The organism is Laspinema olomoucense D3b, from assembly GCF_025370785.1.
In the GTDB taxonomy this organism is placed as follows: domain Bacteria; phylum Cyanobacteriota; class Cyanobacteriia; order Cyanobacteriales; family Laspinemataceae; genus Laspinema; species Laspinema olomoucense.
In genome coordinates this window covers 28,631-42,154 of sequence record NZ_JAMXFA010000009.1, presented here as the reverse complement: position 1 = coordinate 42,154, position 13,524 = coordinate 28,631, and the positions used below count along the sequence as shown (strand labels likewise).

The following is a 13,524-nucleotide window of genomic DNA, read 5'->3' as shown; positions in this document are numbered from 1 at the left end:
CAGACTCGACCTCTCTCAAAAGCTACGGTTTGGGGTTTCGAGTAAAGGATTCAGCAGTAACCCCCCCTTAAAAATTGTGTGTGAAAAATATTTAAGCTGTTCTGTTAAGAAAGGCTTATACGTTTAATAATCTGGATTCAGGCGTTCCGGAAAGTTGAGAGAGCACCTCTTCTCTAACACACAAGAGTGCGGCTAAGGAAAAGACTCTGGTTACGAGGGCTGGGGTAATGTGAGGATATTGGCCGAAGACTTGCTGTTGCGTCCATCCGGCAGCATACAACTCAAGGACGAATTCCGCCAATTGTGCTGTCGTTCCGTTCGGCTTGGATTCCTGTTTTTTAGTCATTGGATTTAGGCAGGTGGGCCAAGTCATTTTTTCTTCCATAACCGGGTAAACTCCATTCTAATTATATGCAATTTCTGTACGGGTGTCTCCCCCCGATACGGTTCTTTTATTAAAGCTATTGTAAAGATTTTAACTCCTACTTTGGGTAGAGTCTGGCTTTTGTCAGACTATTCCTCTAGGCAGAGTCACCCTTGAGCCAGACCAACTCAGGGGGGGAATGAATTGATTCTAGAGTCTTCAGTTGGGGCTTATATTCACAGGTGATCAGCGCGATCGCGATGTTAGGGGGAGGCGATCGCACCCATCCAGCCCCCAAACTACAGCCCAAACAAATTTTGTAGCCGCTTTCTCACCCAAACCACCGGATTTTTATCATCTTCCGTGGAATCTAACAACCCCATTGTTCTTAATTGCTGTTGTCGCTGCGCTAATTCTTCTTGATGTTTACATAATTCCTGAACAATTTCCTCAGCCAATTCGGGATGCTCCTGCAAAATGCTTTGAAAAGCCTTATGATGAATTGTAAAAAGAATGGTTTCTTCTAAGGCTCGCACCGATGCTGTTCTGGGAATTCCTAACATTAAAGATAATTCCCCAAAAAATTTCCCTGCCGCCAAGTTGGTCAGATGCTTATTAATTTTTTCCACAAACACCTCCACGGAACCCGATAACACGATATAAAAGGCATCTCCCGGGTCTCCTTCATGGAATAAAAACTGCGAGGGATACAAGCGTGTCCGATGACCAATTTCGATGAGTTTCCTTAATTCGAGGTCCGTAAAGTTTTGAAAATAAGTCACCTGCCGCAGCAAATTTTTCAGGGTTAAAGGATCAGAAGAGGTAGCAACGGTTCCAGTATCCGGGATCCTCTCAGGACTATGGCCGTTTTGGTAGATTTTTTTGCGACCCAACCGGCTGAAATCTTCTCCATTTCTAATCCATAAATCCCGTTGAGGAAACGGGATTTTAATATGATTTTGGCGCAAGTTGTGTTCGATGATAAAATTTAAGGAACTCCGAATAAACGGTTCGCGATCGATTCGGTTTACCCAAACCCACAGTTCAAAGTTGAGCGCATTATCCCCAAAATTTTTAAACATGACTTTTGGGGGAGGGTCGTGCAACACTGCCGGTTCCATATAAGCCGCATTTAAAAGAGTTTCTGTGACCAATACCGTGTCGCTGTTATAGGCAATTCCCACAGGAATTTGAATCCGAGCGTGAAAAGAGTCATAGCTCCAATTAAGAACTTTATTTTCAACAAGTTTACTGTTGGGAACGACGACATCACCCCCATCACGGGTCCGGATCAGGGTCGATCGCAGGGATACTTCTTGGACATAACCGGACATTCCGTCAAATTCTATAAAATCCCCAACCTTGAGTTTTCGTTCAATCAGTAAGGTTAGACCGCTGATAAAGTTTCGGGTTACCTCCTGAAGTCCAAACCCAATCCCAACCCCTAAACCTCCCGCAATGACGAGTAGGGAACCGAGGTTAAATCCGGTACTTTGTAACACAATAATTAGCCCTAGCAGGGAACTGCTATAGCTGATAATGGTTGCCATTGCTTCCCGGTTTCCTTCGTCAATTCCTAGCTTAACCAAAAGGCGATATTTTAGGAATTTCTTGAGGCCACTGGATAGGAACACAACAATCAAAACCCAGATAATCAGTTGCAAGATTGCACTGATTGAAACTGAGTAGTTGCCGAGGGGAATTGGAGCGGTAAACCAGGAAAGGGATTGTGCTGCTATTCTTTTAAACGCTTCGTTCATTGATCCTGGATCGAGCGAACAATCGCTAGTTTACTATAGGTTAGGGGACAGAGGCCACACAAGGGTTTAGCTGCCTTCTATGTCCTCTCAAGGGGGATTAGCCTTTGTGGTTCTCTCTATCCTGAACTGAGGGGGATTTTCACCTCTTTTGCTCCGATTCTTCTACCCTGATCAGGAATTAGGCCCGAATTCCGGAGGTTATGGAAAGTCCCTTCTTTAGTCTGCTGTGCATCCTTCTAAGTTCCGGAAATTCTGAGGGATGGGTACAAGAGGAGATCAAGGGTTCAAAAACCGGGGTTCTTGACCCTCATGGGTTGCTAAAGGGGACAATCGATGAAGGGCCATAAATTAAAAAAGCCCTCCTTTTAGAAAGGAGGGTTGGAGGCGATCGCCTGCGGCATAGCTAAGTGCACCACGCACAGGCTACGCCAACGCTTACCGCGCCAGTTATGATGTAGTTCCTCTAATCTTGCACGAGGGAATCACACTGTGACGATTGTCTCTGCTGCCAGGGGAGAGGGGGTAAATTCAAACTGCTGTCCCCGTTGAACAAACCCGAGGAATCCATCTTGTTCCGCATCCGGAAGGGGTCCGGGTTGATACCCATACAACCACATTTTATTTTTGATGGCGTCCGGTAAGGCGACTAATTCCTGATAATGAGCGTGAACGGTTGTGGGGAATTGAGAGGTTTCGCAATCCTGAAAAATCAGGTCAGCTTGCTCGTAATATTCCCAAATTTCTTCCCGACATAACTGGGTATCTGTGCTAAAAAAGATTTGCTTTCCTTCAAGCTCAAAGAACAATCCGTAGCTGGGCATGATAAAGTATCCATTGTTAATATGGATGACTTTCACGAGATTAAATTGGATATTTTCCCAGATAAAATGTCCATTGCGGGGAACTTTTTGGACTTCAAAAAACGTCTCTAATTCTGTGATATCGCCTTGGATGGAACGGAGACCCCCGGAAAGGGTATGGGCCCAGAGGTCCCCAGCTATTTCTTTACTGATATAAAGGCGGGGTCTTTGGCATCGGGGGTCAAATTTGGTGGTAAAGGAAATATATTCCAGTCCTCCGGCATGATCCGAGTGCAAATGGCTGATGTAAATATCGGTGATATCCAGATAGGAATATCCCGCTTCATGGAGAGAAAAGCGAATATCGGAACCACAATCAATCAGGAGTTTAGTTCCGCGATCGCTCTCTAAAAGCACATTCGATTGATAATTATTGGCTCCCACGGTGAAAGCGGAGCCAGAGCCCAAAAAGGTTAATTTCATAACAGTCCTCTAATGTCATTTAAACAAGGGAGAGCGCCCTCCTTAAGTTGAAAAGTCAACTCAAACCTCACTTAGGACGGAGCGACACCCGGAAGAGACTTATACACCTGCTCCAAGTGAGCTGCCACTGCCGGAGGTTTTGCTGTAAACTTAATGTAAAAGCAATGGGGTTCAGCGGCTGGTTTTTCTAGGACCTTGGCATAAATATCTTCGCGGCTTTCCTCGGAATTAGCCTCCAATAAATTGAGCTTGAGATTGGTCAATCCGACGGGGATAAGATCCCCGGCTCCCGGTTCACTTCTCACTTGAGCACCTTTAGCCGAAAGCTGGACTAAATGACCGAGTAGGCGGGTTTCGCTGATGTGCTTTCCTTCCAAAATGGTATATTGAATGGGGATGTTTTCGCTCAGGGGCAAAAACACCTCTTCTTCCCTGGTTAGGGAGATATGATAAGGCTCTTTAATCCCGCTCACATCATAAATCATCAGCGGTTCTTTCACACCTTTGGGCATCACCTCACGTTTACCCTCAATTTGGACGACCTCCTCACCTCCGGCATCGAGGAGAGTCTGCTCAGAAATCAGTATTTGCCCTCCGGTTGTATAAGATTCAATTCGGTAGGTTAAATTGACCTGACTGCCGACAACTCCGTATTTGGTGCGTTTTTCCGAGCCAATATTGCCGACGACGACTTCCCCAGTATTGATACCAATTCCCATTTCCAGTTCGGGCAACCCCCATTCCACCACTTTGGCATTCACCTGACGCATGGCTAACTGCATGGAAATTCCGCAGGCGATCGCCCTTTTAGCATCATCCGGGCGGGAGGTGGGTGCACCAAATAGCACTAAGATCCCATCTCCCATAAACTCATCAATGGTTCCCTGGTAAGAGGTAATCACATCGGCCATATATCCCAGATAAAAGTTGAGAATTTTCACCACTTCTTCTGGGGGCAAGCGTTCCGAGAGCGCCGTAAATCCGCGTAAATCTGAGGTAAAAATCGTCAGTTTACGTCGTTCCCCACCCATTTTTAATCCTTCCGGATTTTCTAGTAAATTGGCGACGACTTGATCCGTGAGATAACGACCAAAGGTTTTGCGAATATCTCCGGCAGTGCGGGCAACGTAAGCGACGATCGCCGTCGCAGAACCGAGTAAAGCCAACGCCGGAGGCACCACGGGAATCCACCACCCCATGAGGAATGCGCCATAAGTAATTCCCCCTAAGGCTGCCGCCGACAACACCGCCGCTGTAGTGCGTTGAAGGGAGAGCCATCCGGCTCCCCCGACATAGCGCCATTTCCAAATCAGAAATGCCCCCAGACTGCCCCAGAGGAAAATCCACAGCCACTCGTAAGGTTCCGGGATGGTTTTAATCACCGGGCGATCGTCGAGGGCGGCGCTGAGCATTTGGCTGACAAGATTGGCGTGAACTTCCACCCCCGCCATGCGGTTCCCCGCTTCTTTGGTGAAGGGGGTGAAAAATAAGTCTTGGTAGCTTTCCCCAACGGCTCCAATCAAGATCACGCGATCGCGTCCCCAGTCTTGGGGCAGTCGATTTCTGAGGATATCCATCAGAGAAACTGTCTCAAAATGCCTGCTAGGACCGGCATAGTTTAACAGGACCTGATAGCCCCCATTATCTGCTCCAATGTAGCCCCCATCGTTCGGTTGAAAGCGAGAGAAAACTTGGTTTCCAAATTTCCACGATTCGCTCCCATCAATAGCTTCTGGGGCAATTCCTTCGGCTTCGAGATAGAGACCGGCTAGATATAAACTAAAACTGGGGATGATGTTCTCCTCGGGAGCGCTCACCATCACCAACCCCCGGCGCAGCACCTGATCTTCATCCAAAATCATGTCATTGGAACCGGCATATTGTAATCCCGGAGGCGGTCCAATGGTGTCGCGATCGCGGTCCCCGATCACTTTTTGAATTCCCACCAAATTCGGTGTGGATTCAAAGACCTGACGCAGTGCAGCATTACCGGGTTCAACGGGTTGATCCCGATAGATATCTAAGCCGATCGCCCTAGGACTCATGGCTTTGAGATTCTCGATGACTGCCGCATAAACGCGATCGGGAATGATCGCTTGTCCTAATTCGCGCACATCGGATTCATTAATCCCGACAATGGCAATTCGGTTGTCTGGAGGTTCCGAGGGCCGCCCCCTCATATACAGATCGTAAACGGCCCATTCCCAAGGCTGTAGTACACCAAGAAAGCGCAGGAGGATCACTGCTACCGTTACTGAGGGAGCAGCAATCCAGACCCCGCGCCATTCCCAAACTTGCCGTTTTAATTGATTCCACATCACGGCTTATTCCTTAGTTATGTTAATTCTGCGATGTTCCAATGGTTTGGATTGGCAGAGGTTCCGAAGCAATGTCTTCTAAGCCGACATATTTTAACAGTCCTTGCCACTCCGTGGGATTAGAATTACGGAATTGTGCCAGCAGGCTCACCGCTTCGTTCCATAGGCTTTGGTCAACATAGAGTTGCACCTGATCCAGGGGCTGTGCCTGATCCAGTTGAGTTTGCATTTCCTCGGTGAGTTGAGTCGGCTGGATTTGGCCCTGGACGAATACATCAACTTGGCGGTCTAAGGGATCGCAGATGAGGCTAAACTGCCAATCATAGACTTGATCGATTTCCAGGTCGGTATTGGCAGGGAGGCTAACCTTGACCACGCCCGGGGCCTCGGATAGCTCGAAGGTAGACAGGTAAACGTCATTGCCCTTCTCATCAACGATCACAAATTCTCCCGAAGCGGCGCTATTTTTCGGGACATACATGAAAAATTCCGGGTTGGGCGTGACGGTTTTAACAATATCATGGGTCGGGGTTAAGGCGGTTAAGGGAGATTCACCCTCGATGCAAGTCTCATTCCCATTGCCTCGGACTCCTCCCCCGGCGCTACTGCGGGGACCGCCAATGTTACGGGGTGCAGAAGGGAAGTTGAGGGCGAGGAGTTCCCCTTGCTGAGATTGGGCGCGGACTGAGGAGAATCCAGAAAGGGTGATTAAAGCCGGAGACAGGACCACAGCCAAGATACCCATTAAGTGAATTAGTTTCGGCGATCGCATGATAGTAAAACCTCCGCATTAACAATTGAAGGATGAGCAAGGAAAAACAAGATGCTAAAAAAAGAATCTGGAAAAATTGACAGTTTACGGTCAGATTGTACTCTACCGCTATCATAGTTCCGAATTCTGAGAAACGGATGTGATTTGAAGCAAGCAGGGGAGTGTCAATTGAAAATGAGGCGGATTTTCCGGGACTCATTTTCAATACTGACTAGCTATGGGGCGATCGCGCTTTTTTGAGTAACGATCGCACCTCTGTCCTCTTTGGATTCTTGATTACCCTTGGGTTCATCCTGTTTTACGCTGCTTCCTGTCCTCCATTGACAAGTTATTTCCCCCACTGTTCCATCTCCTCTCAGGGCATCCGCTTCAATTGGGCGATCGTGGCCAGCCAAAGCCGTCGTTCCCCATGTTCAAGACGGAGGATATCATCCAAGGACCAGTGAAAGTGAAAGGCGATCGTCGCTACCTCTTGGTACAGTTGCTCCAAGGGGTAGCCAAAAACTCCCCCGAAGCCATCCCCTCCAATCCGGGCTGATTAATTTGGGTATAAAACTCTCGTAAATAAATAAAATCTGTTAAAAAGAGTTGCTCTAGTAACTGCGGAGTCACTGCGGAAAAGTTTCCTAAACTGGTAATCACCCGACAGAAGAGGGAGATGATTCCATAAGCGGGATTTTCTTGAGTCCGGGGGTCTTTGCTCACCCAGATTTCATCATGGCCCGTCGTCCTTCGTATCACCCCTTGCCGATGCAGAGTGCCATCCCCATCCAACACTCCCACGGGAAGCGTAAATGAAAACTCTCTGTAAGGTATGGTTTCCCGATTCATCGCATCACCTGACTCATGAGTAGGAGGGTCCCGGGAGGGCTGGGGGGGACAGGGGTTCTGAATCTGGATCACCCTGATTTTCGATCTCGTTAATTTGACGATAAAAGCTTTGAAGATAATTTAAGTCTACGGCAAATAGATTTTCGATCGCCAAGGGAGTTACTTGTTCTAAAGCACCCAAACGAGTAATCACCCGCGATAAAATAATTACCGTGGCGTATGCCGGATTAGATTTGACCCGAGGGTCTCGCAGGGGAGCAATCTCGTCGATCGCCCGGGATAAACGCATCACCCCTTGACGATGCAAGTTGCCTTCGCTATCGAGATACCCTTTCGGTAACGTAAACTCAAACTCGGTCTGAATCATGCTGACTTGGCCCTAGCTTTACACCACCTTAACCCGTTTTAACTCTTCCACCGCCACTTCTAGTTCTTCTATTTCTAGCTCACCACTACTGACACTCAAATCAGAAATAGAATAGCTCACCGGCCATGCCCGTTTAAACTCAAATCTAACCTGAGCCTGTGCGCCTTGATCATAGAGGGTTAAAGAGCCATCTCGCCGCTCTACAGCCCAAGAACCTTGTTGAATCGCTTCCAACCAATTCCAAGTTGTCATCGAAACCGTTAGACCGCGACGCAGGGTTAAGTTGGTATAGCTGATATTCCCCGGAATTTTAGTCCGAATCATCCGCCCTCGGGATTTTCCATCTTTGCCCCACATTTGGGGGGTGACTTCACAGATTTCAATGATTTCCTGGCTGGTTTTAAACCCTTTACACTCCATAAAGTAGGCATCGACGGCATCGGTGCTATCTTTCAGGTGAAGTTCTAGGTAAAATCGCGAAGTTGCAAGTAATTCAGGAAATTCAGGCACGGTTCGATCTCCGGGAAACGAGTTGCATCGTAGTTAGCGGATGGGGCGATCGCCGATGGAGCAAGGAGGGGCCTTCCCTACAAGAGGGATGGGCAATCCCACTCCCTTGACTGTCCATCCCTCTTTCATGAAACGCGCTTATTTCGTGCGTTCCACATACTCATAGCAAAACGTAATCGTTTCTTTGAGGGACTGATTTCCCGCCGCATCTAAGTCGGACATTTTATAGGTCATCGGCATCACCCCTTTAAAGGTCCAGCTTGCCGAGGGCGATCCATCTTGCTTGAACACCGTTAGGGTTGCCTGATCCGTTTTCCCTTTGGTTCCCGTGGCACCGCCTAAGTCTGGCGTTGAGTGGGAATCGTAAAACCACTTGGAAACCGCTTTAGGGTCTTTACTAGAGGTGACGAAAGTGACCGTGACATCGCTCGACTCTACAGCAGAGGGTGCAGCCTGACGATTGACCTTACTGCCGGTTTTTACCCCAAATGCACCATCGGCATTAGTCACGGGGATTGTCATTTTCACCCCCGACACCGATTCCACCAATAAATCTTTGCCTAACCCATCGGCGGCAAATTCAAATCTAGCCTGAGAAAGTGGTTCCTTATCGACTGGCATTGTACTACTCCTTTGTTCTTTCCCTAATTACTTTCCCAAAACAAGGCGTCTATATTCTACAAAAAAGGCTGGCTTGATTCTCCCAAAAGTTCCCCACTTACTTCTGTTTTCGTTCGACACTTTCTACATTCAGTTCAAATTTTTCCGTCAGAAATTGGTCGCCACTGACATTAAATTCACTGACTTCATAGCTGACAATCTGACACTGTTTGAGGTTGTAGGTTAGGACTTCTTTTGCATCGGGGTCGAAGATAGTAATCGCTGCATCAGAAAAATTTTGGGTCCATTTTCCATCCCCTCCGTAGGTGGCAGGCATTCCTTTTTTAAAAATGTCGTAGAGGGTTTTAACGCCATCTTGGAGGACTGCTTCAATGGTAATATTTTGGTTATTATAGTATCCAGTTGAAACAGTTTGCCGGGACATTTGAGCATTTTTCCCCGAGGCGATCGGGGATTTGTGTCCTGCGGTTTTGGCTTGGACATCAATGCCACTGATTTTAAGTAATGGAAATTCTTTTCCCCCGTAGGTAAAGGAAAACCTATTCGAGGAAATTACAAACAGATCTGTCATTTTTTTACTCCTTTAACCTGGAAACTGAGTGAAAATAGTGGGGTTTCAGTCATTATTAGCCATGACTGTTGTTAGTCCTTTGTCATTAGTCCTTTGTCATTAGTCCTTTGTCATTAGTCCTTTGTCATTAGTCCTCAAAGACTAACAACCAATAACTAACAACCCATGACTAACGACTAATGACTAATGACATAAGACCAATGACCAATTTATTGGCCCGGTGCCCATTGGCTGATGCGGAAGATCACGAATTCCGCCGGTCGCACGGGGGCGACTCCCACTTCAATATACAGACGACCCATCATCATGGTGTCGGCGGTGTTGAGTTCGCCGTCGCACTTGACAAAGAAGGATTCTCCTGCGGTACCGCCTACCAATGCGCCCTGACGCCACAGACCTTCTAGGAAGCTGGAAACAGTGCGGGTGACTCGTCCCCATAGGGTCGAATCGTTGGGTTCAAACACGACCCACTGAGTGCCGATTTCAATGGATTTTTCGATATAGCTCATCATCCGCCGCACGGGAATGTAACGCCACTGGATGTTATCGGGTTCTGCCAGGGTGCGTGCGCCCCAGATTTTGATGCCGCGATTGTAGTTGGAGAAGTTACGGATACAGTTGATCCCCAGGGGGTTCAACAGTTCCTGTTCGCGGAAGTTGGTTTCATAAGCTAGACCAATCACACCCCGGGGAGTATCGTTGGCGGGAGCTTTGAACAGACCCCGGGTTTCATCGGTGCGACACCAGACGCCCATCATGTGACCGCAGGGGGGAATGGCGATGGGACGACCGCCGTTGCGAGGGTTGGCGACTTTGATCCAGGGATAGTAAAGGGCAGCAAACATGGACCGACGGTTAAATCCTTCGCGTAACCATTTGGCTACGTCTTGGGGTTTTTGTTGCTCGGGAGCAACAGCGCGGTTCTCATTTTTTCCGGGTTTGATTGGGGGTGGGTCAAGGACGACCATACGGAACGGGGGACTGGGAGCAGAGTTTTCACACATACTCACCATCATTTCCATGACGCCATGTACCTGGTCGATGTCCATGAGTCCTTCTTGATAGACGCGCATCAAGTCAGGACAGGCGATCATGGCTACGTCGTCAATTTCAAAGATCCCTTGGACGCCGGTGCGATCGTCGCGCTTGCCTTGGAGTTCTCGGGGTAGGCGATCGGGGTCTTGAATGAAGGGGGGTGGGGGGGCAACCTCGTAGGTCCCATTGCCGGGACGCTTGGAGAGGGGTGAGATGGCTCCTAGACCTTCGGGGATGCTGACATCGATCGCCTCGGATTCCTGCAATGCGGTCAAGACATAAGTGCCTAACTCGGCCTCTACATCTTCTTTCATGGTCAGGTTATCGTAGGTCTCCAGCACTGTATCCCCACGTCTTACGGTAACCTTAAAGAATTGACCATCATCAATGGGTGGCTCTGCATCTTCATCTTCCGGGGGCTTGGGCGTACTGCTTTCGACTTTGACCGTTACCCGTCCAGTTGCTGCTGGAAGTGCTGGCGCTTCGCCATCTTCTGTGTCCCCTGCCGCTCCTTTGAGGTTGAACAATAAGGCGGGACGACCGGAGGAGGTGAGCAATTTTGTGGCAGTTTTTTCCGGTGGTGCGGGTTCAGAACCGGGGAGTTTGGTCCCGATACTGCTCACCCAACAGCGCCCACCCCCATTTAAGAACCATCCGTAAACAGCAAAGGGGAGGTAAGCATCGAAGTCGGTAAACCCATCAGAGCCTGGTTTGCCAAAATACTCTAGGTATTGATCCCAGGTGGTGACCATCATGGGTTGAAAGACTTCGGCATCACCACGGACATCTTCGGTAAAGCCGATAAAACCAGGAACGCTGAGACTGACGCCTTCGATCGGGCGACTACCTCGGTCTACTTCTTCAACATAGACGCCAGGGGCAAAATAATCCAAGGGCATGAGTGGTTATTCTCCAATTAATAGATAGTTAGATCTACAATGGTTAGCCAACATGAGTGATTCGGGGCAGTTCGAGCCTCCGCAACACGGTTAGTTCGCTAACGCCTTTTATTGAGACGAGGTAAAAGCAATTTCCTTCATAGCGGGTTCGGTTTGGCTGGTGAACGGGATGGTTACAGTTAAATACAACCCAGGACGTAGGGGGACGCCTAATGCGGTCCAAATTGCTGCAATTTCACTCAGCCCATCCGCAGAAATCCTCATCGGTAAAGTTCCCTTGCCTCGCAAGGCTGGAGCTAAACGTTCGGACGGTAAACAAGGGTGCTGGATTAGCACAGTCAATGCTTCGGACAATATATGCTGCTCCCCTAGGGCTGTTACATCCCAAGCCGTGAGCAGAAACGAGACATCAAACCACAGGGTTGAGGGGTCGGTCTGTCTATGGGAGGTCTGCATTTGAGGGTTTTCCCGAACGTCGTAGCAGTAGAGGTTGAGCCTCGGAGCCTGATTGTTCAGCTCGGGATTAGGAGAATTGAAATCAATTTGCTCCATACTGATCGCTGAGGTCCCGCCTGCCAGGATTTCTGCTAAGGTCTGGGCAACAGCAGGAATCATAAACCTGGGTGATTAGGCAGCTACAGGTTATAGATTAATGAGATTGACTGACTCTGGTTATTAGACTTTGGTCGAAATTTTAAAATTTGTGTGGAATTTTAAAATTTTTCGGCATCTGAGGTTAAGGTAGTTTTGGCTATCCTCCTATTGGGGATTGAGACTATCCCCAAAGAGAACCGACTACAAAGAAGAGTAGGTATGGAACCGTTGAGTCTTGGAATGTTTTTGTCTCGCTCTGAAGTGCCTTCTAACTCCCCTATCAGGGAATTCTCCTTGGGAGAGACCAGACCCTTGACAAACCCAACTCCTTCGCGATCGCAATCCCTAGCCATTGAGTCTGTCTGCCGCCAACAGATTCAGCAGCTTATCGGCTATCTGCCTTTGGTCGGTGCCTGGATTGTTTACCCGGATTTTGAGGAGGGTAAACCTCGACGTTGGGTGGGTGAAGTGAGGGGCGATCGCCCGGAATTTAATGAGGGGGAGTTATCTTACCTAAAGTCTGAGGTTTGGTTACCCCATGAGTTGCCGCTTGCTCGTCTGTCTCAACTCAATGCCTATTATGTTTACCCCCTCCCTCCCTTGGCTGATGGGGGTTCCAGCAATTTTTTCCGGGACATAGACTCAGATTCGCGGGGGTTATCACAGCGCCACCCAACGGGGATTGTTCCCCAGGGCGATCGCTCTGGATCTCCAGATCCCACAGCCCACTCTCAGAATTATCCCGCTTCTGAACTCGCTCAAAGTTGTTCCTATCTCCTGTTATGGGCTGCTCAATCTCTGTCTCCCTTACAGGTAGAATTTATCGAACAGCAGATGCAAATGCTCCACCATTATCTGGGGGATGCAGTCGCCTCCCACCAGCAATCTGAGGAACTTCCTTTACTGCGGCAATCTCTCCATAAGGCGGAACATCAACTGCGGAATTCTCTGGCTCTAATTAGCCTTTATGCGGAAACCCTTTGTCTGGGATTACCACCGGGTCCATTTCAAGAACAAGCTACAGTGATTCGGGAATCGGTAAGTGAACTCAGTGCTAACTTAACCACGTTACTCAATTGTGGAAAACCGGCTCAAAAATTGCCGGACCAGAGCCATGATTTACGCCAAATTGTCGAGGAAACTCTCAAATTCATGCAACCGCGATTGCAGGAAAAAGATATAAAGGTTGAGATTTCTAAAACTTCAGTGGTGCTGCCCATAGATCGGTGGCAAATCAAACAAGTCTTTGAGAATCTCTTGAATAATGCGATCGCGTTTAGTCCCCTAGGAAGCCGGATTATTTGCGAGTGGCGAGTTTTTTATCAGGAAGTGCTGATATCCCTAAGAGATTATGGTCCTGGCCTTTCCCGAGAAGACCTGCAAGAGGCATTTACTCCCTTTTATACCCGGCGACCGGGGGGAACTGGATTGGGGTTACCCATCGCCAAAAAAATTATCCTTGACCATCAGGGCAGCATTTGGCTCCAAAATCATCCCGAAGGTGGGGCGCTCTTTTCTTTTACCTTGCCCCGTCATCCTCAACCGGAGTAGAAATTTTCATCTTCTAGGAGTTTGAAAAGTTGCGGCTATTTTAAACAT

At 48.4% G+C, this 13,524-nt stretch carries 15 protein-coding genes; 1 reads left to right on the top strand and 14 read right to left on the bottom strand.

The window, feature by feature from the left end; genetic code table 11:
• Window positions 1-115: 115 nt before the first annotated feature.
• From NG792_RS08720 to NG792_RS08655, 14 genes are all read right to left on the bottom strand, one after another.
• On the bottom strand, window positions 116-346 hold the full coding sequence (locus NG792_RS08720) for a DUF433 domain-containing protein (protein WP_261199753.1): 231 nt from the start codon (window positions 344-346) through the stop codon (window positions 116-118).
• A 317-nt stretch (window positions 347-663) separates the two neighbouring features.
• On the bottom strand, window positions 664-2,124 hold the full coding sequence (locus tag NG792_RS08715) for a mechanosensitive ion channel domain-containing protein (RefSeq protein WP_261199754.1): 1,461 nt from the start codon (window positions 2,122-2,124) through the stop codon (window positions 664-666).
• A 482-nt stretch (window positions 2,125-2,606) separates the two neighbouring features.
• Window positions 2,607-3,407, bottom strand: coding sequence for an MBL fold metallo-hydrolase (locus NG792_RS08710; RefSeq protein ID WP_261235214.1), 801 nt, complete (start codon window positions 3,405-3,407; stop codon window positions 2,607-2,609).
• 71 nt (window positions 3,408-3,478) lie between these two features.
• Window positions 3,479-5,725, bottom strand: a complete 2,247-nt coding sequence (locus tag NG792_RS08705) for a CHASE2 domain-containing protein (protein WP_261235213.1) — start codon at window positions 5,723-5,725, stop codon at window positions 3,479-3,481.
• 22 nt (window positions 5,726-5,747) lie between these two features.
• Complete coding sequence (locus NG792_RS08700) at window positions 5,748-6,497, bottom strand: DUF928 domain-containing protein (protein ID WP_261199757.1); 750 nt, start codon at window positions 6,495-6,497, stop codon at window positions 5,748-5,750.
• Window positions 6,498-6,712: 215 nt separating this feature from the next.
• The gene (locus NG792_RS08695; protein ID WP_261235212.1) at window positions 6,713-6,838 is read right to left on the bottom strand and encodes a hypothetical protein; all 126 of its coding nucleotides are present in this window, start codon (window positions 6,836-6,838) and stop codon (window positions 6,713-6,715) included.
• Between the two features lie 14 nt (window positions 6,839-6,852).
• A complete protein-coding gene (locus NG792_RS08690; RefSeq protein ID WP_261199759.1) occupies window positions 6,853-6,987 on the bottom strand; it encodes a DUF6760 family protein in 135 nt (44 codons plus the stop codon).
• Complete coding sequence (locus NG792_RS08685; RefSeq protein ID WP_261235211.1) at window positions 6,963-7,328, bottom strand: hypothetical protein; 366 nt, start codon at window positions 7,326-7,328, stop codon at window positions 6,963-6,965. Before NG792_RS08685 ends, NG792_RS08690 begins: the two co-directional genes overlap by 25 nt.
• Before the next feature lie 13 nt (window positions 7,329-7,341).
• Window positions 7,342-7,695 carry a hypothetical protein gene (locus NG792_RS08680; protein ID WP_261199761.1) on the bottom strand — a complete coding sequence of 118 codons (354 nt, stop codon included), beginning with the start codon at window positions 7,693-7,695 and terminating at the stop codon, window positions 7,342-7,344.
• A gap of 18 nt (window positions 7,696-7,713) precedes the next feature.
• Entirely contained in the window at window positions 7,714-8,205 is a 492-nt protein-coding gene (locus tag NG792_RS08675) for a phage tail protein (protein WP_261199762.1), read from the bottom strand.
• Window positions 8,206-8,343: 138 nt separating this feature from the next.
• Complete coding sequence (locus tag NG792_RS08670) at window positions 8,344-8,826, bottom strand: phage tail protein (RefSeq protein WP_207089958.1); 483 nt, start codon at window positions 8,824-8,826, stop codon at window positions 8,344-8,346.
• Window positions 8,827-8,923: 97 nt separating this feature from the next.
• A complete protein-coding gene (locus tag NG792_RS08665; protein ID WP_261199763.1) occupies window positions 8,924-9,397 on the bottom strand; it encodes a phage tail protein in 474 nt (157 codons plus the stop codon).
• 209 nt (window positions 9,398-9,606) lie between these two features.
• Window positions 9,607-11,331 (bottom strand): phage tail sheath family protein, encoded by a 1,725-nt coding sequence (locus NG792_RS08660; RefSeq protein ID WP_261199764.1) that lies wholly within the window; start codon window positions 11,329-11,331, stop codon window positions 9,607-9,609.
• Between the two features lie 108 nt (window positions 11,332-11,439).
• Entirely contained in the window at window positions 11,440-11,946 is a 507-nt protein-coding gene (locus NG792_RS08655) for a Pvc16 family protein (protein WP_261199765.1), read from the bottom strand.
• 291 nt (window positions 11,947-12,237) lie between these two features.
• On the opposite strand from NG792_RS08655, the gene NG792_RS08650 reads away from it, so the two are divergent.
• On the top strand, window positions 12,238-13,476 hold the full coding sequence (locus NG792_RS08650) for a sensor histidine kinase (RefSeq protein ID WP_261235210.1): 1,239 nt from the start codon (window positions 12,238-12,240) through the stop codon (window positions 13,474-13,476).
• Window positions 13,477-13,524 lie beyond the last annotated feature (48 nt).

Excerpts from the sequence above, each read along its gene's own strand:
- NG792_RS08720 (WP_261199753.1), bottom strand. The coding sequence starts at position 346 with ATGACTAAAAAACAGGAATCCAAGCCGAACGGAACGACAGCACAATTG.
- NG792_RS08715 (WP_261199754.1), bottom strand. The coding sequence starts at position 2,124 with ATGAACGAAGCGTTTAAAAGAATAGCAGCACAATCCCTTTCCTGGTTT.
- NG792_RS08710 (WP_261235214.1), bottom strand. The coding sequence starts at position 3,407 with ATGAAATTAACCTTTTTGGGCTCTGGCTCCGCTTTCACCGTGGGAGCC.
- NG792_RS08705 (WP_261235213.1), bottom strand. The coding sequence starts at position 5,725 with ATGTGGAATCAATTAAAACGGCAAGTTTGGGAATGGCGCGGGGTCTGG.
- NG792_RS08700 (WP_261199757.1), bottom strand. The coding sequence starts at position 6,497 with ATGCGATCGCCGAAACTAATTCACTTAATGGGTATCTTGGCTGTGGTC.
- NG792_RS08685 (WP_261235211.1), bottom strand. The coding sequence starts at position 7,328 with ATGAATCGGGAAACCATACCTTACAGAGAGTTTTCATTTACGCTTCCC.
- NG792_RS08680 (WP_261199761.1), bottom strand. The coding sequence starts at position 7,695 with ATGATTCAGACCGAGTTTGAGTTTACGTTACCGAAAGGGTATCTCGAT.
- NG792_RS08670 (WP_207089958.1), bottom strand. The coding sequence starts at position 8,826 with ATGCCAGTCGATAAGGAACCACTTTCTCAGGCTAGATTTGAATTTGCC.
- NG792_RS08665 (WP_261199763.1), bottom strand. The coding sequence starts at position 9,397 with ATGACAGATCTGTTTGTAATTTCCTCGAATAGGTTTTCCTTTACCTAC.
- NG792_RS08660 (WP_261199764.1), bottom strand. The coding sequence starts at position 11,331 with ATGCCCTTGGATTATTTTGCCCCTGGCGTCTATGTTGAAGAAGTAGAC.
- NG792_RS08655 (WP_261199765.1), bottom strand. The coding sequence starts at position 11,946 with ATGATTCCTGCTGTTGCCCAGACCTTAGCAGAAATCCTGGCAGGCGGG.